General features: G+C 65.0%; 20 protein-coding genes. 15 read left to right on the top strand and 5 right to left on the bottom strand.

Translation table 11 applies throughout. The features are described from left to right. Positions 1-5: 5 nt before the first annotated feature. Positions 6-596, top strand: coding sequence for a flavin reductase family protein (locus P0D68_RS15520; protein ID WP_408183913.1), 591 nt, complete (start codon positions 6-8; stop codon positions 594-596). Between the two features lie 49 nt (positions 597-645). Here P0D68_RS15520 and P0D68_RS15515 read toward each other — a convergent pair whose 3' ends face one another. The 3 genes from P0D68_RS15515 to P0D68_RS15505 are packed head-to-tail and all read right to left on the bottom strand — an operon-like array spanning position 646 to position 4233. After that, a complete protein-coding gene (locus tag P0D68_RS15515) occupies positions 646-2232 on the bottom strand; it encodes a gamma-glutamyltransferase family protein (RefSeq protein ID WP_408297767.1) in 1587 nt (528 codons plus the stop codon). 10 nt (positions 2233-2242) lie between these two features. Next, positions 2243-3436, bottom strand: a complete 1194-nt coding sequence (locus P0D68_RS15510; RefSeq protein ID WP_408297769.1) for an amidase — start codon at positions 3434-3436, stop codon at positions 2243-2245. Then, entirely contained in the window at positions 3433-4233 is an 801-nt protein-coding gene (locus P0D68_RS15505) for a cysteine hydrolase family protein (RefSeq protein WP_408297771.1), read from the bottom strand. Before P0D68_RS15505 ends, P0D68_RS15510 begins: the two co-directional genes overlap by 4 nt. 208 nt (positions 4234-4441) lie before the next feature. On the opposite strand from P0D68_RS15505, the gene P0D68_RS15500 reads away from it, so the two are divergent. From P0D68_RS15500 to P0D68_RS15435, 14 genes are all read left to right on the top strand, one after another. After that, a complete protein-coding gene (locus P0D68_RS15500) occupies positions 4442-5419 on the top strand; it encodes a BMP family protein (protein ID WP_408297773.1) in 978 nt (325 codons plus the stop codon). 1 nt (position 5420) lies between these two features. After that, the gene (locus P0D68_RS15495) at positions 5421-7091 is read left to right on the top strand and encodes an ABC transporter ATP-binding protein (protein ID WP_408297775.1); all 1671 of its coding nucleotides are present in this window, start codon (positions 5421-5423) and stop codon (positions 7089-7091) included. After that, entirely contained in the window at positions 7088-8188 is a 1101-nt protein-coding gene (locus P0D68_RS15490; protein ID WP_408297777.1) for an ABC transporter permease, read from the top strand. Before P0D68_RS15495 ends, P0D68_RS15490 begins: the two co-directional genes overlap by 4 nt. After that, positions 8185-9102, top strand: a complete 918-nt coding sequence (locus P0D68_RS15485) for an ABC transporter permease (protein ID WP_091808371.1) — start codon at positions 8185-8187, stop codon at positions 9100-9102. The genes P0D68_RS15490 and P0D68_RS15485 overlap by 4 nt, the downstream gene beginning before the upstream one ends. Before the next feature lie 81 nt (positions 9103-9183). Beyond that, positions 9184-9927, top strand: coding sequence for a TetR/AcrR family transcriptional regulator (locus P0D68_RS15480; RefSeq protein ID WP_408297779.1), 744 nt, complete (start codon positions 9184-9186; stop codon positions 9925-9927). 218 nt (positions 9928-10145) lie between these two features. Next, positions 10146-12005, top strand: coding sequence for an allophanate hydrolase (atzF, locus tag P0D68_RS15475; RefSeq protein WP_408297904.1), 1860 nt, complete (start codon positions 10146-10148; stop codon positions 12003-12005). 49 nt (positions 12006-12054) lie between these two features. Then, on the top strand, positions 12055-13152 hold the full coding sequence (locus P0D68_RS15470; protein ID WP_408297781.1) for a BMP family ABC transporter substrate-binding protein: 1098 nt from the start codon (positions 12055-12057) through the stop codon (positions 13150-13152). Between the two features lie 48 nt (positions 13153-13200). Further along, a complete protein-coding gene (locus tag P0D68_RS15465; RefSeq protein ID WP_408297783.1) occupies positions 13201-14316 on the top strand; it encodes an ABC transporter permease in 1116 nt (371 codons plus the stop codon). Beyond that, a complete protein-coding gene (locus P0D68_RS15460) occupies positions 14309-15235 on the top strand; it encodes an ABC transporter permease (RefSeq protein WP_091808382.1) in 927 nt (308 codons plus the stop codon). Before P0D68_RS15465 ends, P0D68_RS15460 begins: the two co-directional genes overlap by 8 nt. Positions 15236-15296: 61 nt before the next feature. Further along, positions 15297-15989, top strand: coding sequence for a biuret amidohydrolase (biuH, locus tag P0D68_RS15455; protein ID WP_408297785.1), 693 nt, complete (start codon positions 15297-15299; stop codon positions 15987-15989). 2 nt (positions 15990-15991) lie between these two features. Next, positions 15992-17602, top strand: a complete 1611-nt coding sequence (locus P0D68_RS15450) for an ABC transporter ATP-binding protein (RefSeq protein ID WP_408468631.1) — start codon at positions 15992-15994, stop codon at positions 17600-17602. Next, positions 17599-18294, top strand: coding sequence for a cysteine hydrolase family protein (locus P0D68_RS15445; protein WP_408297789.1), 696 nt, complete (start codon positions 17599-17601; stop codon positions 18292-18294). Before P0D68_RS15450 ends, P0D68_RS15445 begins: the two co-directional genes overlap by 4 nt. Next, the gene (hpxZ, locus tag P0D68_RS15440) at positions 18285-18671 is read left to right on the top strand and encodes an oxalurate catabolism protein HpxZ (RefSeq protein ID WP_091808388.1); all 387 of its coding nucleotides are present in this window, start codon (positions 18285-18287) and stop codon (positions 18669-18671) included. Before P0D68_RS15445 ends, hpxZ begins: the two co-directional genes overlap by 10 nt. 33 nt (positions 18672-18704) lie before the next feature. Further along, entirely contained in the window at positions 18705-19472 is a 768-nt protein-coding gene (locus P0D68_RS15435) for a GntR family transcriptional regulator (RefSeq protein WP_408297791.1), read from the top strand. A gap of 48 nt (positions 19473-19520) precedes the next feature. Here P0D68_RS15435 and P0D68_RS15430 read toward each other — a convergent pair whose 3' ends face one another. Then, positions 19521-20564 (bottom strand): rod shape-determining protein, encoded by a 1044-nt coding sequence (locus P0D68_RS15430; RefSeq protein WP_091808392.1) that lies wholly within the window; start codon positions 20562-20564, stop codon positions 19521-19523. 161 nt (positions 20565-20725) lie between these two features. Next, the gene (locus P0D68_RS15425) at positions 20726-21814 is read right to left on the bottom strand and encodes an ABC transporter substrate-binding protein (protein WP_408183897.1); all 1089 of its coding nucleotides are present in this window, start codon (positions 21812-21814) and stop codon (positions 20726-20728) included. Positions 21815-21885 lie beyond the last annotated feature (71 nt).

The following is a 21885-nucleotide window of genomic DNA, read 5'->3' as shown; positions in this document are numbered from 1 at the left end:
TCGACATGGAAATCGATTTCGAAGCGATCACCGAATATCAGCGTTACAAGCTGATGGCGAGTCTGATCGTGCCGCGTCCGATCGCGCTCGTCACCACGCTCGGCGCCGACGGCACGATCAACGCCGCGCCGTTCTCGATGTTCAACATGCTCGGCGAGGAGCCGCCGATCGTGATGATCAGCATCAACCGCGTGGCCGACGGCACACTCAAGGACACGGCGGTGAATATCGGGCGTACCGGCGAGTTCGTGGTGCATCTCGCGGACGAAGCCATCGCGGACAAAATGCATCGCTGCGGAGAAAGGCTGCCGCCGAACGTGAGCGAGCTGACCGCGGTCGGCTTGACGCCGCTGCCGAGTTCGCACGTCGCGCCGCCGCGCATTGCGGAAGCACCCGTTGCGTTCGAGTGCACGATCTGGGAGACGCTGGAGACAACCAGCCGGCAGATTTTCATCGGACGCGTGCACCGGTTGCACGCGCGCGACGAGTTGATCGACACCGAAACGTGGCGCGTGCGTTTGCAACACTACTTTCCGGTTGGGCGTTTCGGTGCGAGCGACTATGTGACGACGCGGGACCGCTTCACGCTCGGGTGACGCAGCGGCGTTCATCACATAGCCCACATCACGTTGCATCATTGCGGCATCACACCGCCAGCGCTCGCCCATCGCTGCGTGGATCATGCGCGCCTGAAGCCGACCCGTCCGCCTCGATGCGAATCACGCCCGGATGCCCCGCCAACGGACTCTGCGCCGCAATCGCGCTCACTTCATGACCCCGCGCGGCGAGCGCCGCGAACACGTCGGCGCCGGCGTCCGCTTCGAGCTTCAACGCATCGCGTGTGTCGGAGAAGGTTTTGCCGAGCAGAAAGCGCGGGCGGGCGAGGGCGGTCAGCGGGTCCATGCCGTAGTCGATCAGTCGCGTGAGAATGGCGGCCAGCGTTTGCGGCTGACCGTCCGCGCCTTGCGTGCCGAATAGCAGTTGAGGGCGGCCGTCCTTTACATACATGCCGGGATTCAGCGTATGGAAGGGCCGCTTGCCCGGCTGCACGGCGTTGTGATGCGCGGGGTTCGTGCTGAACGACGCGCCGCGGTTGTGCCACAGAATGCCGGTATCGCCCGCCACCACGCCGCTGCCCCAATCGAAGTACACCGTTTGCAGCACGCTCACGCTGCGGCCTTCGCGATCCGTTGCGCCGATGAACACCGTATCGCCCGGGCGAAATACGTGTGGCCATGCACGCGCTTCACGCAGGTTGATGGAGTGTGCGTGAGCGTCGAGCGTGGCGGGCGAGAGCATCTCGTCGACCGGCACGAAGTTGAACTCCGGATCGCAGACGAACCGATCGCGATCCATGAATGCGCGTTTGACCGCTTCCACCAGCAGGTGATAGTAATCAGCGCTGCCTTCCGGAATCGATCCAAGATCGAAGCGCTCCAGCGTGCCCATGATCTGCAAGGTCGTCACGCCTTGCGTGGGCGGCTGCATGCTCACCAGTTCGCCGCCGCGGTAGGCGACACGCAACGGTGCTTCATTGCGCGCGTGCGTGCGGGCAAGGTCGCTCGAACTGAGCGGCGAACCGGCTTGCCGGAGGCCATCGGCAATCCGTTCAGCCAACTCGCCTTCGTAAAATTCGCGTGCGCCGAAACGCGCAATCCGGTCGATGCTTTTCGCCAGCGCCGGTTGCACGAAGCGCTCGTCGATGGCGGGAATATGGCCGTGCGGCGCGAAGGTCGCGGCGAAGCCGGGCAACGCATGCAATTCGTCGGCGCGCATGCTCTGCCAGAAATGCTGCGACGGCGTGACCGGAAAGCCGTCGGCGGCCAGTTCGTGCGCGCGCTCGAACAGTGACGACCACGACTGCTGGCCGCCCCACGCGCTTTGGCTGATCTCGTACGCTTGCTGCCACGTATCGACGGTCGCGGCCGTGGTGATCGCCGACGCGGCCCCGCGCAGCGGAATCGCTTCGTTGTACGCGGGCAGTTGCGCTGCGGCCTGGCCGATGCCCGATACCGTGCGCAACATGCCTTGCCGGTCGCCGATTACCCAGAAGGCGTCGCCGCCGAGACCGGTGAAATGCGGGTACGTCACACACAATGCGGCGCCGATGGCGATGGCGGCTTCGATCGCATTGCCGCCCGCGCGCAGGACGTCGCGGCCTGCTTCGCTCGCCAACGCGTGAGGGCTGGTGACCATGCCGCCGTGCGTGCCGGCCGGTTTCTGATTGTGCATCGAGGCTCCGCTACTGAGAGTTCGCCGAAGCGTGTCGCGAGTATAGATCGCGCGCGAGGGTCAGCAACGCGCGATCGCTGCCGCGCGCGCCGATCAGGGAGAGTGCGAGCGGCCGGTCGACTTCGTCGGTGAAAGGAAGGCTGATTTGCGGCAAACCGCCGAATGCGGCAATCGAGTTCATCGTGAGCGAGTCCTCGTAGAAGCGGCCAATGGCGTCGCTCGTGGCATCTCTGGGTAACAGCGCAACAGGGGTGGTGGGCATCATCAGGACGGTCTGTTCGGTTTCGAAGAGTGTGTCCAGTGTGCTACGGAGTTCGCGCAGAACCGCGCGCCATGACTCGGCCTGTTGCCTGTCGAGCGTGTCGAGCCGTGCGAATCGCGGCGCGATGGAAGGGCCGAAGCGCGGCCGCGCTGAGCGAATCCAGTCGCCGAGCGAAACGTCGATTTCAAGGTCTTGCACGGCCTGATAGCATGCAAGCCAACGCGCTTCTTCACCGGCGAACACATCAAGCGATGTCCGCGCGTCGAGCGATTCCGCGAGCGTGGTGAGTCGCGCCGCGTCGTCGGGTTCATTACGCGCGCGTGCAGCGAAAGCTTCGGCGACACGCGTGAGACGCATTGGGCTTGCCGAAGCGCTAGCAGCGGACGGCGCCGCCGGCAACAACACATCGCCCACCGCCGCCAATACGTCGATCGAGCGCGCGAACCAGCCCACGGTATCGAAGCACGGTGCGAACGGCAGCACGCCTTCGAGCGAAATCGCGTCGTGACTCGGCCGCATGCCGAACAGGCCGCAGAACGCGGCGGGCACGCGCACCGAGCCGCCGGTATCGGTGCCCAAGGCAAACTCCACGTCGCCGCTCGCCACCGCCGAAGCCGATCCACTCGACGACCCGCCCGGCAACGCATGCGGCCAACGCGGATTGAGTGGCGTACCGTAGTGATCGTTTTCGCCTTCGAGGCTATAGGCGAGTTCGTCTGTGATCGTCTTGCCGTCGAGCGTCGCGCCGGCCGCCAATAGCGCATCCACGCAGGGCGCGTGAGCGCGCGCCGCCACGTGGCTCGCGAGCCAGTCGGGATTGCCGCCGCCGGTCGTCACGCCGGCGACGTCGATCAGATCCTTCACCGCGAAACGCTGGCCGTTCAGCGGCCCGGTTGCCGTCGCGGCCACCTGCGTGCGCGGACCGGGAATAAACGCGTTCATGCGGCATCCGCCAGCGCGGCGACGATCCGCGCCGAATCGGTAACGAAGCCAAAGCACTTCTTCACGTTCCAGATCGTCGCTTCGGTGCAGAAGTCCGGCGACGACGTCGCGCAGCAGTCCTCCACCAGCACGCAGCCATAGCCAAGAAAATTGGCGTCGGTCAGCGAATGCAGCACGCACTGATCGGTGTTCACGCCCGCGAACATCACCGTGCGAATGCCGAGATTGCGCAGGATGCTATCGAGCGGCGTGTCCCAGAACCCGCTGATCCGGTACTTGTCCACACAGATATCCTCGGGCAGCGGCGCGAGTTCATCCACCACCGCCGCGGCCCATGAATCCTTTTCGAGCACGTGCGAGCCATTGCTCGCGAGCGGTTCGCCGAGGCCGGTGCCGGTGCCCTTCGGCTTATATAGATGCAACTGGTTGGGCGGCATGTTGGCGAGGTCGGGCCGGTTGCCCCAATTGACCCAGATGACCGGCACGCCGCTTTTGCGCAGCGCCGGCAACAGGCGCTGCAATGGTGCAATTGGCGCGCGGTCGACGGCGAAATCGCCCCCAATCTGGGCAACCCATCCTCCGTTGGTGCAGAAGTCGTTCTGCATGTCGATCACGATAATGGCCGTGCTGCGCAGATCGATACGAACGTTTTGCGGCTCGCACGGCAGCGTCGCGACGACCGGTTCGGGCGCGGGCAACGACATGTCGACGAGCGTTTCGCTGGCTGCCCAGCGCGGCCGTCCGTCGCGGCCCAACTGACCGGAAACGCTTGTGCCGTATGCGTCGTGCTGTTTCATCGAAGGTTCTCCATCGGGTTTCGATCGCTATAGAAAAGGTGTTGCGTGAGCGCCGACGCGCGCCGTTCGCGCGGCGTCTGGATCGCTCTATCGGGCAGGTTCAAACGAAGCCGGCATGCCGCAAAAACCGTCGCATGGCATCGAAGTTGCATTGGTTTCGTTCATGAATAACCTACTTACCCAAACCAAACGCAAGAGGAATGCCAGAATGTCGATCGCCAAGCTCAAAACTCTCGCGACCTGCGTCGTCGCGCTCGCCGCATCCACCAGTGCGATGCATGCGGTGGCGGCCGATCCGCTGCGGGTCGGCGTGCTGATTCCCGGTTCCAAGTCGGATAAAGGCTGGATGGAATCCGGCTACGACGGACTGGTCGCCGCGCAAAAGGAACTCGGCCCGAAGCTGAAGACGCAGATGATCGAGAACATCAACTACGCCGACATGGAGCAGGCGTTGACCAACCTCGCTTCGAAGAACCAGTTGGTGATCGGCGTGGGCGGGCAGACGCAGGCCTCGGTGCTGAAGATCGCGAAGCGCTTTCCCAATGTGAAGTTCGCGATCGTGGGCGGCAACAAGGGGCAGGACATGCCGCCGAACGTGGCGGGCTATGACGTCAAGCAGGCCGAGATCGCCTACGTGGCCGGTGCGGCTGCGGCCATGCTGTCGAAGAACGGCGCGGTGAGTTACGTGGGCGGCATGGAGATTCCGTCCATCGTCAACGCCGGCAAGGAATTCGGCAACGGCGCGCGCTCGATCAATCCGAAGATCAAATACTTCGAGAGCTACACCGGCGACTTCGACAACGTCTCGAAGGCCAAGGAAGCGACGCTCGCGGCGATCTCGCAAGGCGCGGACGTCCACTATCACATTCTCAATCTCGGCTTGCGCGGCATGGAGCAGGCGGCCAATGAAAAGCACACGCACGTGATCGGCAGCTATACCGACCGCTGCGGCACGGACCCGCTGTATATCGCGTATTCGATCACGGGCGTTGGCTATCAGGTGCAATACGCGATCGACCAGATGGCGGCCGGCACCTGGCAGCCGGGCTATAAGGCGTTCGGCCTCTCCATGGGACCGAAGGCGTCGGGCATGGTGGTGTGCAAGCCGACCCCGGAGATGTCGACGAAGATCAAGCAGATCGAACAGGACATCGAAAGCGGCAAGATCAAGGTATCCGAAGGCTGACATGGACGCGACTTCCGCTTCTGACCACGCGGCGGCCACCATGAGTGCCGGCGCGAATGTGGGCCACGGCCGGCCGCGCGCGGCCGTGCTGCGCATGGACGGCATCGTCAAACGCTTCGGCGCGTTTCAGGCGTTGAGCGATGTCTCGCTCGAACTCTTCGCCGGCGAAGTGCATTGCCTGCTGGGCGAAAACGGCGCCGGCAAATCGACGCTGTGCAATGTGATGTTCGGCGTGCATCAGCCCGATGCGGGCGCGATGTGGCTCGACGGTGCGCCGTATGAACCGCACAGTCCGCGCGATGCGCTGACGCACGGCATCGCGATGGTGCATCAGCACTTCAGCCTCGTCGAAGACGTGAGCGTGCTCGATAACCTGCTGCTCGGGCAGGTGCGCGGCTGGCTCGATCGCAAGCGCGAGGCGCAGCGGGTGCGCGCGTTGGTGGCGGAACTCGGGCTCGCGCTGGATCCGGACGCGCGTGTAGCGGAACTGTCCGTGGGAGAAAAGCAGCGCGTCGAGATCGTCAAATGTCTGATTCGCGAGCCGCGTCTGCTGGTGCTGGATGAGCCGACCGCCGTGCTGCTGCCGGCCGAGATCGACGCGTTGCTCGATACCTGCGCGCGGGTCGTGGCGCGCGGTTGCGCGGTCGTGCTGGTGACGCACAAGCTGGCTGAGATCCGCCGTATCGCGGACCGTGCGACAGTGTTGCAGAGCGGCCGCGTGGTGGCCCGTTCGAGCACGCCATCCGCCGATGTGGACGCGCTCGTACGGGCGATGATCCAACGTCCGGGGAATGCGGAGCAGGACGCGGCATCGGCTGCGGGAGCCAATGCCAGCACCAATGCCAATGCCAGCGCAAGCGCGACGCCACCTCCCGCAACCCGCAGCCCGTCCCCCTACGGCCGTCCGCTCGCCGATGAAGCCTTGCAGGTCGACGGCCTCACGGTGCGCGATGCCGACGGCGTGACGCGTCTCGAAGACTGCACGCTGGTGGTCAACCGTGGCGAGATCGTCGGCATTGCGGGCGTGGAAGGCAACGGCCAGAGCGAACTCGGCGCGGTGCTGGCCGGCATGCAGAAGGCGAGTGCGGGGCGCTTCTTCGTGCAGGGCGCCGACTGCACCCAGGCCGCGCCGCAGACGTTGACGAAGGCGGGCGTCGGCGTGGTGCCCGAAGACCGTCATGCGGTCGGCTGCGTGCCCGACATGAGCCTCACCGAGAACCTCTTTCTCAACCGGCTCGACGACTATGCGCGGCACGGCTTCATGCGGCGTCGCGCGATGCGTCGCGATGCGCGCGCCTTGATGCAGCGTTTCGATGTGCGCGCCGCGAGTCCCGATGTCGCGTTTCGCGGCCTCTCGGGCGGCAATCAGCAGAAAGCGGTGCTGGCGCGCGAACTCACGCTCGACGGACTCGCCGTGCTGATTGCCGCGCAGCCCACGCGCGGGCTCGATGTCGGCGCGGTGGCGGCGGTCTACGACCATATTCGCGCGGCACGCGACGAAGGCGTTGGCGTGCTGCTGATCTCGTCAGAGCTCGACGAACTGATGGCGGTGGCGGACCGCGTCCTCGTCATGTATCGCGGCCGCATCATGGGCACCTGTGTGCCCGATGCGTCGCAACTCAATCTTCAACGCGAGCGCATTGGCGCATGGATGGCAGGCCAGACAGCATGACTCCGACGACCTCATTGAGTTCTTTTCCTCGCGCCGCATGGCGCGGCTCGCGCCGCCTGAGAACCGCGCTGGTGCTCGCCGGCGCGGCGCTCGTCGCGATTGTCGCGGCGCTGGCGCTGATCGCGATCGTTCACGTGCCGCTCGGCGACGCCTTGGCCGCGTTCGCCGACGGCGCGTGGGGCTCGCCCTACGCGATCGGCGCATCGATCAATCGCAGCCTCGTGTTCGCGCTGGTCGGCAGCGGCTTCGTGCTCGCCAATCGCGCGCAGCTGACCAATGTCGGCGGCGAAGGGCAGATCGCGATGGGCGGCATCGCCGCCACCGCGGTCAGTCTGTATGGACATGTCGCGCACCTGCCGTTCGGTCTCGCGTTCATCGTGCCGATGCTCGCGGCCGCGCTGGCGGGCGCCGCATGGGGCGCGCTGCCCGGCTGGCTGAAAGCCCGTGCCGGCACCAACGAGGTGATCAGCACGCTGCTGCTCACGTTCATCGCCGTGTGGTTTCTCTACTGGTGCGTGCAATCGGAAGCGCTGCTGCGCCAGCCGATGAGCAACGCGGCCACGCTCCCCGAATCGCTGGATATTCCCGATTCGACCAAACTGCCTTTGCTCGCGAGCGCAACCTCGACCGGGCTCAATATCGGCTTGCCGATCACGCTCGTGTTATGCATCGCGGTGGCGCTCGTGCTGGGATATAGCCGCTTCGGCATGCATCTGCGCGCGGTCGGCCTGAACGCGCTGGCCGCGCGCCGCGCCGGCATGCCGATCACGTCGACGATCGTCGGCGCATTGGCGCTCGCCGGCGCGCTCGGCGGTCTGGCCGGTGCGTTGATGCTGCAAGGCGACCAGTACTCGCTGAAGGCGGGTTTTTCGTCGGGCTATGGTTTCGACGGCCTCGTGGTCGGTCTGCTCGCCCGCGGCTCGATTACCGGCGTGTGCGCGGCGGCGCTGCTATTCGGCTTCATGCGCTCGGGCGGCATCAATATGGAAATGGTTGCATCGGTGCCGTCGGCGCTGGTGCTGGTGGTGCAGGGCATCGTGATCGTCGCGCTGGCGGGCGGTTCGTTGTGGCTCGAACCCAAGGGAGCACGCTCATGAACGCGGAATTCGCGGCGGTTTTCGTCGGTTCGTCGATTCGCTTCGCGGCGCCGTTGATGCTCGCATCGACCGGCGAGCTGATCAGCGAGCGCGCCGGCGTGCTCAACATGAGCGTGGAGGGCATGATGCTCTCGGGCGCGTTTCTCGGCGCGGCGGGCGCATGGGCGACCGGCAATGCGGCGCTCGGGCTCGCGATCGGCATGCTCGGCGTGCTGCCGATCGCCTTGCTGCAGGCGTTCCTGAGCGTGACGTTGCGCGCCAATCAGATCGTGACCGGCATCGGCATCAATATCCTTGCGCTCGGCGCCACCACGCTCGCGTACCGCGAGTTGTTCGGCGAGCGTTCGAGCGCGGTGATTCCTGGGCTCGCGCGCTGGTCGCCGCCGGGACTCGGCGCGATTCCCGTGATCGGCGAGCCGGTGTTTCATCAGGTATGGCTTGTCTATCTCGGCCTTGCGATTCTGCTCGCGACCTCGCTCGTCATGCGGCGCACTGCGCTCGGTGTCGCGCTGCATGCGGTCGGCGCGGCGCCCAGATCCGTCGATCAGTCGGGGCTTTCGGTGACGCGGCTGCGCTACGGCGCGGTGCTGTTTTCCGGCGTGATGTCGGGCGCGGCAGGCTGCTTCATTTCGATCGGCGATATTCACACCTTCACCGAAGGCATGACGAGCGGCGCGGGCTATCTGGCGATTGCCGCGATCATCTTCGGCAACTGGAAGATTGGCCGCACGGTGGGCGCGTGCTTGCTGTTCGGCGCCGCGAGCGCGTTGCAGTTCCAGTTGCCGCTGATCGGCGTGCACGTGCCGACCGCGCTGCTGGTTATGCTGCCTTATCTGCTCGCGCTGATCGCGGTGGCCGGGCTGATCGGCCGGCAAACCGCGCCGCTCGCGCTGACCCAGCCGTTCCGTCGCTGAGGCCGCGCTTACAATGCGGGAGTCGCGCATTCCGACGCATCCTCTTGACGCCATCACGCCGCTGTCCGGCTTTCGACTCTTATGACACGTGCTTCAGCCCGATCAACTTCCGCTGCATCCGCCGCCGGTTCAACGGCGCCCACGACCCAGCGTCAGAAGCTCGCGGCGGCGACCCGTCAGCGCATCTTCAGGATCGCGATCGCCGAGTTCTCGGACAAAGGCTTAAGCGGCGCGCGGGTCGAGACGATCGCGAGCCGCTCCAAGGTCAATATCCGGATGATCTATCACTACTTCGGCGGCAAGGAAGCGCTCTATCTGGAAGTGCTCGAATTCGTGCTGGCGCGGCTGCGCGAAGCGGAGCTCAAGCTCAAACTGGATGTCGATCGCATCGATCCGGTCACGGCCATCGTGCAGCTTTACGATTTCATCGAAGGACACTTCGCGTCGCATCCCGAGTTGGCCAAGCTGCTCTCGTTCGAGAACCTGAACCGTGCCCGCGTGATGAAGCGTTCGAGTGCGATTCCGGAAATGTCGTCGCCGGTGTTGGCGCTGCTGCGCACGGTGATCGCGCGCGGCGAGGACGACGGCTCGCTGCGCCGGGGCATGGACCCGCTGCATCTGTATGTGGCGCTCGTCAGTCTATGTTCGTTCCACAAGTCGAACGCTTATACGTTGTCGCGCATCTTTAACACCGACATGCTCGCGACGCAGTGGCAGGAAGATCACAAAGCCCAGGCGCATGAGATGGTGCGCGCGTTCGTGATGGCCGGCGCGTCGCAGCCGGCATTCCCGCTGCGCGTGCGGGCGCAAATCCAGGGCGCGTGAGCCCCGAGTTGGGGAGCGCTGCACCATCGGCAGCGTGGCCGGCGGGGGCCGCGTGAGCGTAGTGGCTGTTGAGACCAGAAAGGGGAAGGGCCGCCTGGCTTGGGTTTGAAGCCGTTTTCCACCGCCTGCCGAGCACTTGGCATAGCTCCTGCTAATTTGAGTCCAAACTTGTATTCAAGATTGAACTCAAGGACAAACAGGTGCCTATTTCTTCACCCATGACGGTCAAAGGTCTGCTGGCGGCATACGCGGCAGGCAGCCTCACACCGACTGAAACCGTCAGCTCGGCGCTGGCGCAAATCGACGCCATCGACCGCCCGGAAGTCTGGATTCTGCGCGTGCCCGCAGCCGACGTGCAGGCCCGCGCAGCCGCGCTCGAAGCGCTATATGAAGCGCAGGGCGGTGACGTGTTCCGGCAAATGCCGCTGTTCGGCGTGCCGTTCGCGGTCAAGGACAACATCGACGTGGCCGGCTTGCCGACCACGGCCGCTTGCGAACCGTTCGCCTATACGCCGGACGCGTCGGCGTTCGCCGTGCAGCGACTCCTCGACGCCGGCGCCATTCTGATCGGCAAGACCAATCTCGATCAGTTCGCCACCGGCCTCGTCGGTACGCGTTCGCCGTATGGCGCCGTGCGCAATGCCGAGGCGCCGCTGCGCGTATCGGGCGGATCGAGTTCGGGCTCGGCGGTGGCGGTGGCGGCGGGCTGTGTGGCCTTTTCGCTCGGCACCGACACGGCCGGCTCGGGCCGCGTGCCGGCCGGCTTCAACGGGCTCGTCGGACTGAAGCCCTCGCTGGGGCTGGTCAGCAAACGCGGCGTGGTGCCCGCGTGCCGCAGCCTTGACACGCTCTCCGTCTTCGCGCACGACGTGGACGACGCCTGGCGGGTGCTTGGCGAAATCGCCTGCTTCGATTCGCTCGACGGTTATTCGCGTAAGGTGCCAGGCCTTGGCCTGCTGCGCTCGGCGCCCCGCATCGGAGTGCCGGCACAACTGGAGTTCTATGGCGACGCAGTAGCGAAGGAGGCGTTCTCAGGCGCTCTCGACACGCTCACCACGCGCCTCTATCTGACCACCCAGCCGATCGATTTCGAGCCGCTCAAAGCCGTCTCCGCCTTGCTATACGACGGCCCGTGGGTGGCGGAACGGCGCGCGGCGCTCGGCACGTTCTTCGCAACCCATCACGAAGCGATCGATCCGGTCGTGGCCAAAGTGATTGGCAAAGCCGAGCAGTTCACCGCCGCCGATGCCTTCAACGGCCAGTATGCGCTGGCCGATCTGAAGCGCCACGCCGAAGCGCTCTTCGACACGATCGACATTCTTATCGTGCCCACCACGCCGACGCATCCGTTGATTGCCGACGTGCAGGCCAATCCTGTCGAATTGAACAGCCAGCTCGGCTACTACACCAACTTCGTCAACCTGCTCGACCTGTGCGCGCTGGCCGTGCCGTGCCGGCGGCGCAGCGACGGTCTGCCGGCCGGCGTCACGCTGATCGCGCCGAGCGGCGCGGACCGGCGGCTCGCCGAGCTCGGCGCGCGGATTCAGGCGCTGTTCGCTAATGCAGCCGAGACCGCTGAAGCCACCGAAGCCGCGGAACCCATCGCAATGGCCGCGCTCATCCAGCCGCTGCCGTTCCAGGAACCGACGATCACGCTCGCGGTGGTCGGCGCGCATCTGCGTGGGCAGCCGTTGAACTGGCAACTGCAGGAAGCCGGTGCGCGTTTCGTGAAAGCGACGCACACCGCACCCGGCTACAAGCTCTACGCGCTCGCCAACACCCAACCGCCGAAACCGGGTCTCGTACGCGCGACGCCGCAGCAAGGCCAGCCGATTGCGATCGAGCTATGGGAAGTGCCGCTGCGTACCTTCGGCAAATTCGTCGCCGACGTGCCCGCGCCGCTCGGCATCGGCACGCTGCAACTCGCGGATGGCGACAGCGTGAAAGGCTTCATCTGTGAGCCGTCGGCCGTCAGCGACGACAGCGGCGCACGCGACATCACTTCGTTCGGCGGCTGGCTCGCGTATCTCGCCAGCCTGAAGGCCAACCCGCGGGCCAACCCGCAGGCCACCCGCTAGGCCAACCCACGGCCAACGCTCTCTCACCCTCGATCAGGAATTGGACACCATGACAAGCCGCCGCAACTTCATCAAGAGCGCCAGTCTGCTGACGCTCGGCAATATTCTGCCCATCCAGTCGGTGTTCGCCGCGCCGAAGACCACCGTCGGCGTGATCTACGTCGGCGCGCGCGGCGACTACGGCTACAACCAGGCACAGGCGCAAGCCGCCGCGGTGATCAGGAAAATGCCCGACGTGAAGGTGGTGGAAGAAGAGAACGTGCCCGAGACCATCGCCGTGCAGAAGACCATGGAAGCGATGATCGAGCAGGACGGCGCGACGCTGATCTTTGCGACCTCGTTCGGCTACTTCGATCCGCACGTGCTGAAGATGGCGGCGAAATATCCGAAGGTGCGGTTCGCCCATTGCGGCGGTTTGTGGAAGCAGGGCAATCCGTCGAACATCACCAGCTACTTCGGCTATATCGACGAGTGCCAGTACCTGAACGGCGTGGTGGCAGGCCATATGACGAAGAGCAAGAAGCTCGGCTTCGTCGCGGCCAAGCCGATTCCGCAGGTGCTGCGCAACATCAATTCGTTCACGCTCGGCGCGCAGTCGGTGGATCCGTCGATCACCACCCAGGTGATTTTCACGGGCGACTGGTCGATGCCGGTGAAAGAGGCCGAAGCCACCAACAGTCTCGTCGATCAAGGTTGCGACGTGCTGACCTGTCACGTCGACGGTCCGAAGGTCGTGGTCGAGACCGCGGAAAAACGCGGCGCGATGAGCTGCGGCTACCACGCGAGCCAGGCCGCGCTCGCGCCCAAGGGTTATCTGACCGGCGCGGAGTGGGACTGGGCCACGCCGTACAAACAACTGGTGACGGATGCGCAAGCCGGCACGCCGCAGCCCAACGTGCTGCGCGGCGGTTTGAAAGAGGGCTTCGTGAAGATGTCGCCGTACGGCGCGAAAGTCACGGCCGCGGCGAAGCAGAATGCCGACTCGATCAAATCCGGCATGGTGGCCGGCAATTTCGTGATCTTCAAAGGCCCGATGAAGGACAACAAGGGCGGCATGGCGATCGCCTCCGGCGCGAGTCACGCTCAGACCGACTACACGCTCGAAAGCATGAACTATCTGGTCGCGGGCGTCGTCGGCCAGATCTGATGGTCGCGCAGTGTGCGTGACGATGTTGGCGTCAATCGAGGAGCCGTGATGCGCCCCAATGCCTCTGTTGCGAGAGTGATGCTCTCGTTGCTGCCCGCGCTGCCGACCGTGCTGGCGGTGCTCGGCACCTTGCTGCTATTTTCGCTGTTCCTGCTGGTGCAGGGACAGCCCGCGCTCGACGCGATCGTGCTGATTTTCCAGGGTGCGTTCGGTTCCTCGTTCGCCTGGCAAAGCACGTTGCTGCGCGCCGCGCCGTTGATGCTGACCGCGTTGTGCGTGGCGTTGCCCGCACAGGTCGGGCTGATCGTGATCGGCGGCGAGGGCGCGCTCGCGCTGGGCGGCATGTGCGCCGCGATCGTTCCGCAGATCCTGCCGCACGGCACGCCCTGGCTCATCGCCACGCCGTTGATGGCGCTCGCCGGCATGCTGGCGGGCGGCGTGTGGATCGGCGCGGTCGGCGCGCTGCGGCAGTGGCGCGGCGTGAACGAGACCATCAGCAGCCTGTTGATGTCGTATATCGCGATTGCCGTGTTCAAGCATCTGGTGGAAGGGCCGCTGCGCGATCCCGCGAGTCTGAACAAACCGTCGACGCTGCCGGTTCCCGACGCGCTGATGATCGGCTCGATCCCCGGGCTCGAAACGCATTGGGGATTGTTCTGGGGCGTGGTCGCGTGCATCGCGGCGTGGGTGTTCGTGAAGTTCAGCACCAGGGGATTCGCGATGCGCGTGGTGGGCGGCAGCAATCGCGCGGCACGCCTGGTCGGCTTGCCGGTTAATACGCTCGCATTGACCGCGTGCGTGCTGGGCGGCGCGGCGGCCGGCCTCGGCGGTATGTTCGAAGTCGCGGCGGTGCAGGGCAGCGCGAACACCTCGCTGCTTGCCGGCTACGGCTACGCCGGCATTCTCGTCGCGTTCGCGGCGCGACAGAATCCGCTCGCGATCATTGCGTGCGCGCTGATGATCGGCGGCATCGAGGCGAGCGGCAGTCTGCTGCAACGGCGTCTCGACCTGCCCGACGCCACCACGCTCGTGCTGCAAGGCCTGCTGTTCGCCAACCTGCTTGCGTGGGAAGCGCTAGGCGGCCGCATCGCCGCGTGGCGTGTGAAGTTGCAGGCCGCCGCGCAGACCGATCTTCCCGTGCAACTGGAGCAGACCCATGCCTGATATGCACTCGCCCATCGTGATCCTGTTGCTGTCGCTGTTCGCCGGTGCGATCCGCGTCAGCACGCCTTATCTGTTCGTCAGTCTCGGCGAGTGTCTGACCGAGAAGGGCGGCCGCGTGAATCTCGGCCTCGAAGGCATTCTCGTCTCCGGCGCAATGAGCGGCTATGCCGGCGCCTTTCTGAGCGGCTCGCCGTGGATCGGCGTGCTCGCCGCGGGCGCGGTCGGTTTGCTGCTCGGCTGTCTGCACGGTCTGGTGTGCTCGCTGCCGCGCGTATCGGACATTGCCTTCGGCATCGCGTTGATGCTGCTCGGCACCGGACTTGCGTTCTATCTCGGCAAGCCCTTTATCGAACCGCAAGCGCCGATGCTGCCGTTCATCGACCTCGGCGCGTGGAGTTCATCGCCGCAACTGCATAACGCGCTGCATCTGAATCTGCTGTTCGTGATTGGCGTGGTGCTCGCCTTCGTTCTGCAATGGGGCTTGCGCAATACGCGCTGGGGCATGGTGCTGCGGCTCGTCGGCGATCACGCGGAAACGGCGCGCGCCATGGGCTATCCGCTGACGCGCGTGCGGATCGCCGCGACGGCGGTGGGCGGCGTGTTCGCGGGCGTGGGCGGCGCGTATCTGTCGCTCGTTTATCCCGGTAGCTGGAACGAAGGGCTCTCCAGCGGCCAGGGGCTGATGGCGGTCGCGCTGGTGATCTTCGCGCGCTGGCAGCCGTTGCGCTGTCTGTGGGCCGCATTGCTGTTCGGTGCGGCGGGCGCGCTCGGCCCCGCGCTGCAGGCGATCGGCGTGACGAGCGGCTACTACCTCTATAACGCCGCGCCGTATGTGCTCACGCTCGTGATCATGATCATCAATTGCCGTCCGGACCGCACGCTGGCGGGTGCGCCCGGCGAGCTGAGCCTGACGCGCTGACCGGTTCGCGCACACCCCGACGCTGCCGACTCCTACAAAACCCATCCAGGATATTTCGACCATGACCCGATTCATCGAAGCCAAACCGTACCCATGGCCTTACGACGGCAACCTGCGCCCGGAAAACACCGCGCTCGTGATCATCGACATGCAGACGGATTTCTGCGGCCACGGCGGCTACGTCGACAAGATGGGCTACGACCTCTCGCTCACGCGCGCGCCGATCGAGCCGATCAAGCGGGTGCTCAAGGCGATGCGCGAGCAGGGCTTCACGATCATTCACACGCGTGAAGGCCACCGGCCCGATCTCTCCGATCTGCCCGCCAACAAGCGCTGGCGCAGCCGCCGCGCGGGTACCGACGGCGTGGGCATCGGCGACGACGGCCCGTGCGGCAGGATCCTTGTGCGTGGCGAACCGGGCTGGGAGATCATCGACGAACTGAAGCCGCTCGTGGGCGAGATCGTGATCGACAAGCCGGGCAAAGGCTCGTTCTGCGCGACGGATCTGGAACTGATCCTGCGCACGCGCGGCATCGAGAACCTGATTCTGACCGGCATCACGACCGATGTCTGCGTGCACACCACTATGCGCGAAGCCAACGACCGCGGTTTCGAGTGCACGGTGCTCGCCGACTGTTGCGGCGCGACCGACCAAGGCAATCACGACGCCGCCCTGCACATGATCACGATGCAAGGCGGCGTGTTCGGCACGGTGTCGGACTCCGGCGCGTTGCTGCATACGCTAGGGGGATAATCATGTCGACGGTGCGGCAGGCTCTTGGTGTCGAAGTGCTGAATGCGAGCAAGTCGTTCGGTGCGTTTCGCGCGTTGGACGGCGTCTCGATCAAGGTCAAGGCCGGCACGATCCACGCGCTGCTCGGCGAGAACGGCGCGGGCAAGAGCACGCTCGTGAAGGGACTGGTCGGCTACGGCGTGCTCGACGACGGGCAGATCGCCGCCGACGACCGCGAAGTGCACATCCATTCGCCGCGCGATGCGCAGGCGCTCGGCATCGGCATGGTGTATCAGCATTTCACGCTGGCCGCGGGCCTCTCTGTCGAAGAAAACCTGTTGCTCGCGCGCGGCCAGATGCCGTGGAAAATCGACTGGAAAGCGGAACGCGCCGCGCTCAGCGCGTTCATGCAACGCATGCCGTTTCGCCTGCCGCTCGACGCGCCGGTCGCCTCGCTCGCCGCCGGAGAAAAGCAGAAGCTCGAAATCCTCAAGCAGCTCTATTTGCAGCAGCGCTTCCTGATACTCGACGAACCGACTTCCGTGCTCACGCCGCAGGAAGCCGACGAAGTGCTCGGCCTGATGCGCGAGCTGACCACGCGCGGCGAGCTGACCGTGCTGATGATCACGCACAAGTTCCGCGAAGTGATGGCCTACGCGGACGACGTCACCGTGTTGCGCAAGGGGCGTCAGGTCGGCACGAGCACGGTCGCGAACACCACGCGCGACGAACTCGCCGCGTGGATGATGGGCACCGTGGCGGCCGGCGACGCGCCTGTGATGGCTGCGGTGACCGAAGAACGCGTGCAGCGCAAACCGCTCGACGAATCCGCCCAGGTGCGCCTTGCGCTGCGCGATGTCTCCGTGGAAGACGATCGCGGCCACACGGCCGTGAAGCACGCGACGCTCTCGGTGCGCGCGTGCGAGATTCTCGGACTCGCGGGCGTGTCCGGCAACGGCCAGAAGGAACTCGTGGAAGCGCTGGTCGGCCAGCGGCGCGTGAAGACGGGCGATATGCAGGTCGCCGGCAAGCCCTACCATGCGACGCGCGAGCAGATGACGCAGCGGCGTGTTTTCGCGATTCCCGAAGAGCCGCTGAAAAACGCCTGCGTCGGCGCCATGAGCGTCGCGCAGAATCTCGCGCTGCGCGACTTCGATCGCGAACCGTTGCGGCGCGGCGGCTGGTGGCTCGATCGCCGCGCCATGCGCGAACGCGCCACGCAGTTGATCGAGGAATTCAACGTGCGCCCGCCGGTGCCGGAACGCGCGATCGGCACGCTCTCGGGCGGCAATGTGCAACGTGCCGTGCTCGCGCGCGAACTCGGGCAGCCGGTGGATGTGCTGATCGTCGCGAATCCGGTGTTCGGGCTCGACTTCGCCTCGGTGGCCGATATTCATGCGCGTTTGATGGCCGCTCGCGATGCGGGCGCGGCCGTGCTGCTGGTCAGCGAAGACCTCGACGAACTGCTCGAACTCGCGGACCGTATCATGGTGATTGCCGAGGGCGAACTGGTGTTCGAGACGCCGGCCGCGCGCGCGGACCGGACCGTGCTGGGCCAGCATATGGCCGGACACGGCGACACACCCATGCGGCCCGCCGTCCCGTCCGAAAAACTGAGGGAAGCCATCGGATGACATCGACCCACCTGCTGACCATCGACGCCCAACCCGGACCATTCAGCTTCGATTCCGCAAAGACCGCGCTGGTCGTGATCGACATGCAGCGCGACTTCATCGAGCCGGGCGGTTTCGGCGAATCGCTCGGCAACGACGTCTCGCTGCTCGCTCAGATCGTGCCGACTGTGGCTGCGCTGCTCGCCTTCGCGCGCAAACACCAGTGGCTCGTCGTGCATACGCGCGAGTCGCATGCGGCGGATCTGTCCGACTGCCCGCCGGCCAAACGTCTGCGCGGCGCGCCGAACGCACGCATTGGCGATGCGGGGCCGATGGGGCGCATTCTGATTCGCGGCGAGCCCGGCAATGCGATTGTCGAGCCGCTCGCGCCGCAGGCCGGCGAGCTGGTGATCGACAAACCCGGCAAGGGCGCGTTTTACGCGACCCGGCTCGGCGAGGAACTCGCGATGCGCGGCATCACGCATCTGGTGTTTGCCGGTGTCACCACCGAGGTGTGCGTGCAAACGTCGATGCGCGAGGCCAACGACCGTGGCTACGACAGCCTGCTGATCGAAGACGCGACCGCGAGCTATTTCCCCGCCTTCAAACAGGCGACGCTCGAGATGGTGCGTTCGCAAGGCGGCATTGTCGGCTGGACCGCACCCCTTTCTTCATTGATGAAACTCGACGAGACAATCCCGGCATGGAAGTAAATCAGCCCGATATCGTGGCGCAGGTAGAGGCGGCGTTTGTCGAATACGAACGGGCGCTGGTGGAGAACGACATCGCGGCGATGAACGCGCTGTTCTGGCATACACCCGAAACGGTGCGCTACGGTATCGCCGAAGTCCAGCACGGCGGCGAAGCGATCCGTGCATGGCGCGAGCGCTGCGAGCCGGTGCCGAAGTCGCGCAAGCTGCATCGAACGGTGGTGACGACCTTCGGCACGGACTTCGCCACCGTCAGCACCGAATTCACGAGCGACGCCACGCCCTTGCTCGGCCGGCAGATGCAAACGTGGGCAAGGCTCAGTCCCGCCGACGGCTGGAAGATCGTCGCCGCGCATGTGAGTCTTATCGCAATGCCATGAAACGCCGATAATAAGAAAAAGGACCTTGGCATCATGAACGACGACCCGACGAATCTGCTGGAGACACCCGCTGCTTCAGGCGAGCAGGAGACGCCCGCCACGTCCGCCACGCCGGGCGCGGCCAACCCGCTCGCCGAGCAGGTCTATCAGCAACTCAAGAGCGATATTTTCAGCTTCCGCCTGTTTCCCGGCGACCGTTTTTCGGAGAACGGCATTGCGCAACACTACGGCGTGTCGCGCACGCCGATGCGCGACGGCCTGTTCCGGCTGCAACGCGAAGGTTATCTGGAAGTCGGTTTCCGGCGCGGCTGGAAGGTCTCGCCGATCAACTTCGATCAGCTCGATCAACTCTACGATTTGCGCATCGTGCTGGAAGTCGCGGCGGTGGAGCGGGTAGGCGCGGGCGGCGATGCCGCGCATGCCGCCGTCGAGGCATTGAAGGCGGTCTGGTGCGTCGAGCCCGAGTTGCGCGAAAGCGATCCGGTGAAAATGTTCGGCATGGACGAAAACTTTCACCGTCAGCTGGTCGCCGCCACCGGCAATGCGGAGATGCTGCGCGTGCATAACGAAGTGACCGAGCGCATCCGCATTGTGCGGCGACTCGATTTTCTGAAACCGCACCGCACCAGCGCCACTTACGACGAGCATTCCACCATGCTCAATCTGATCGAACGCAACCGCCTGACCGAGGCGATCATTCTGCTGCGCGCGCATGTCACGCAGAGCAAGCTGGAAGTGCGCAAGATCACGCTATCCATGCTCGCCGCGGCGCGCGACAGCAAGCTGCCGTTCGTGTCCTGAGCGACTTGCTCGACTCGATCGACCAGCGCGCGCCGACACGCCTCAAGCTCACTCGTATGAGAATGCGCCGCCGAACTTCTCGATCCGTTCGAGCGCCATGCCGGAGCCACGCACCACGCAAGTCAGCGGCGCCTCGGCGACGAACACCGGCAAGCCGGTTTCCTCGGCCAGCAACCGGTCGAGATCGCGCAACAGCGCGCCGCCGCCCGCCAGCATGATGCCGCGCTCGGCGATGTCGGCGCCCAATTCCGGCGGCGTCTGTTCGAGCGCGATCTTCACGGCCGAGACGATCTGATTGAGCGGATCGGTCAGCGCTTCGAGAATCTCGTTACTGGAGACCGTGAAGCTGCGCGGAATCCCTTCGGACATATTGCGGCCTTTGACTTCCATCTCCTTGACCTCGGAGCCCGGAAACGCGGAGCCGATTTCCTTCTTGATCGCTTCTGCCGTTTGCTCGCCGATCAGCATGCCGTAGTTGCGGCGAATATAGTTGACGATCGCGTCGTCGAACTTGTCGCCGCCCACGCGCACCGAACCTTTATAAACAATGCCGCCAAGCGAGATCACGCCCACTTCCGTGGTGCCGCCGCCGATATCGACCACCATCGAGCCGGTCGCTTCCGAAACCGGCAAGCCCGCGCCTGTGGCCGCGGCCATCGGCTCCTCGATCAGATAGACCTGCGAGGCGCCCGCGCTGTGCGCGGCTTCCTTGATCGCGCGCCGCTCCACCTGAGTGGACCCGCACGGCACGCAGATGATAATGCGCGGCGACGGCGCGAACATACGCGACTCGTGCGCCATCTGGATGAAGCGCTTGATCATCTGCTGGGTAATGTTGAAGTCGGCGATCACGCCGTCCTTCATCGGGCGGATCGCCTCGATATTGCCCGGCACCTTGCCGAGCATCTGTTTTGCTTCCTTGCCGACGGCCAGAATGATCTTCTTGCCGTTCGGACCGCCTTCCTGACGAATCGAGACCACCGAGGGTTCGTCGAGCACGATACCCTTGCCACGCATGTAGATCAGCGTGTTGGACGTGCCGAGGTCGATTGCCAGGTCGTTGGAAAAATAGCCGCGCAGAAAACCAAACATGCAAATTCCTGTCTCTCGGAAGACGGGCGCAAAAGCGCCGCTTTGGGAGTGCCGCCCGAAGGCGGCAGGCGACCAGTTGACGGTCGGGAGAGACGCAAGAATAACAGTTTCGGGTCCGCGGGCTATTTCGGCGGTCGTGGCGCAAGTGCCTGGCGGCCCGTTTAATGCGCGTTGGCGAGCGAGGGGTCGATATAGGCGCTCACGTTCTGCGACTGCTTGTACACCGCGTTGCGCACGTTGAACTTGTCGGCATTCACGCTCGAACCGTACACGGAGTCGAGCCCATCGCCTTTGGTGAAGGCTTTCTTCGCGGCCGCGGCGTCGAGCAGGTGCGTGCCTTTGAGCAGGGGCAGGTACTGCTCCGGCGTCAGGCCGACGCGCGCCGACATGATCTTGACCGCGTCCGGTTGCGTCTTCGGATCGTTGATATAGGCTACGCAGCGATACCAGACCGTGATCACCTTGGCCCAGTCGGCCTTGCGCGATTGCAGGCTGACGGGGTTGACCGTGATCGCGTCGTAGATCAGGCCGGGGGCGTCGGCGGACGTGAAGATCGGGCGCGCGCCCGGCACGCGCTTGAGCGCTTCGCCTGCGTTCGGCTGCCAGGCGCCGACTGCTGCGACGTCTTTGGAAGAGGCCAGCACTTGCGGCAATTCATTGGTCTTCGCGTTGACGAGCGTGAGGTCCGATTCCTTCAGCGCATGTTTTTCGAGCGCCGTGTCGAGCAGCAGGTGATCGACGAGGCCCATTTCAACGCCGACCTTCTTGCCCTTCAGTCCTTCCACCGTGCGCACCGGCGGCTTCGCGACGATCATGTCGTTGCCGCTCGAATAGTCGGTCAGCAGGATCATCACGTTCTTCGCGCCGCTTGCGCCCGTCACGAGCGCGTCGCCGTTGGTTGCGCCGACCGCGTCGAGTTTGCCCGCGGCGAATGCATCGAGCGAGGCCGAGTAGTCGAACCACTGGAAATTGACATCCACGCCGGCTTCCTTGAACCAGCCTTTCTCGATCGCAATCTGGAAAGCGACGAAACCTGGCCAGTCGCTATAGCCGATGGCGAGCGGTGTGGCCGCTTGCGCCGGGGTGGCGGCAAGACCCGCAGTGAGTCCCAAAGTGAGTCCCGCAGTGAGTCCGATATTGAGCGCGGCGGCGGCCGCGGCGAGCGCGCCACGCACGCGAAGGCCAGCGGCGAAGCGGACGGGCGAGGCGATTGAATGAAGGGAAGTGCGGGCGGATTCGAAGCGTTTCATCGTTTTCTCCAGGAGACCGGTCAATTGCGATTGTTGAGTTGGATCGCGCGGCGACTGCGCGATGAAACAAC

Source organism: Paraburkholderia sp. RL17-380-BIE-A, from assembly GCF_046028085.1.
Taxonomy (GTDB): Bacteria; Pseudomonadota; Gammaproteobacteria; order Burkholderiales; family Burkholderiaceae; genus Paraburkholderia.
This window is presented reverse-complemented; position numbering and strand designations above follow the sequence as displayed.

What these genes read in the sequence shown, in the direction of transcription:
- P0D68_RS15445 (WP_408297789.1), top strand. Translation starts at nt 17,599, where the DNA reads ATGACATCGACCCACCTGCTGACCATCGACGCCCAACCCGGACCATTC.
- hpxZ (WP_091808388.1), top strand. Translation starts at nt 18,285, where the DNA reads ATGGAAGTAAATCAGCCCGATATCGTGGCGCAGGTAGAGGCGGCGTTT.
- atzF (WP_408297904.1), top strand. Translation starts at nt 10,146, where the DNA reads ATGACGGTCAAAGGTCTGCTGGCGGCATACGCGGCAGGCAGCCTCACA.
- P0D68_RS15495 (WP_408297775.1), top strand. Translation starts at nt 5,421, where the DNA reads ATGGACGCGACTTCCGCTTCTGACCACGCGGCGGCCACCATGAGTGCC.
- P0D68_RS15520 (WP_408183913.1), top strand. Translation starts at nt 6, where the DNA reads ATGGAAATCGATTTCGAAGCGATCACCGAATATCAGCGTTACAAGCTG.
- P0D68_RS15470 (WP_408297781.1), top strand. Translation starts at nt 12,055, where the DNA reads ATGACAAGCCGCCGCAACTTCATCAAGAGCGCCAGTCTGCTGACGCTC.
- P0D68_RS15510 (WP_408297769.1), bottom strand. Translation starts at nt 3,436, where the DNA reads ATGAACGCGTTTATTCCCGGTCCGCGCACGCAGGTGGCCGCGACGGCA.
- P0D68_RS15425 (WP_408183897.1), bottom strand. Translation starts at nt 21,814, where the DNA reads ATGAAACGCTTCGAATCCGCCCGCACTTCCCTTCATTCAATCGCCTCG.
- P0D68_RS15490 (WP_408297777.1), top strand. Translation starts at nt 7,088, where the DNA reads ATGACTCCGACGACCTCATTGAGTTCTTTTCCTCGCGCCGCATGGCGC.
- P0D68_RS15450 (WP_408468631.1), top strand. Translation starts at nt 15,992, where the DNA reads ATGTCGACGGTGCGGCAGGCTCTTGGTGTCGAAGTGCTGAATGCGAGC.
- P0D68_RS15430 (WP_091808392.1), bottom strand. Translation starts at nt 20,564, where the DNA reads ATGTTTGGTTTTCTGCGCGGCTATTTTTCCAACGACCTGGCAATCGAC.
- P0D68_RS15505 (WP_408297771.1), bottom strand. Translation starts at nt 4,233, where the DNA reads ATGAAACAGCACGACGCATACGGCACAAGCGTTTCCGGTCAGTTGGGC.
- P0D68_RS15485 (WP_091808371.1), top strand. Translation starts at nt 8,185, where the DNA reads ATGAACGCGGAATTCGCGGCGGTTTTCGTCGGTTCGTCGATTCGCTTC.
- P0D68_RS15515 (WP_408297767.1), bottom strand. Translation starts at nt 2,232, where the DNA reads ATGCACAATCAGAAACCGGCCGGCACGCACGGCGGCATGGTCACCAGC.
- P0D68_RS15500 (WP_408297773.1), top strand. Translation starts at nt 4,442, where the DNA reads ATGTCGATCGCCAAGCTCAAAACTCTCGCGACCTGCGTCGTCGCGCTC.
- P0D68_RS15460 (WP_091808382.1), top strand. Translation starts at nt 14,309, where the DNA reads ATGCCTGATATGCACTCGCCCATCGTGATCCTGTTGCTGTCGCTGTTC.
- P0D68_RS15465 (WP_408297783.1), top strand. Translation starts at nt 13,201, where the DNA reads ATGCGCCCCAATGCCTCTGTTGCGAGAGTGATGCTCTCGTTGCTGCCC.
- biuH (WP_408297785.1), top strand. Translation starts at nt 15,297, where the DNA reads ATGACCCGATTCATCGAAGCCAAACCGTACCCATGGCCTTACGACGGC.
- P0D68_RS15480 (WP_408297779.1), top strand. Translation starts at nt 9,184, where the DNA reads ATGACACGTGCTTCAGCCCGATCAACTTCCGCTGCATCCGCCGCCGGT.
- P0D68_RS15435 (WP_408297791.1), top strand. Translation starts at nt 18,705, where the DNA reads ATGAACGACGACCCGACGAATCTGCTGGAGACACCCGCTGCTTCAGGC.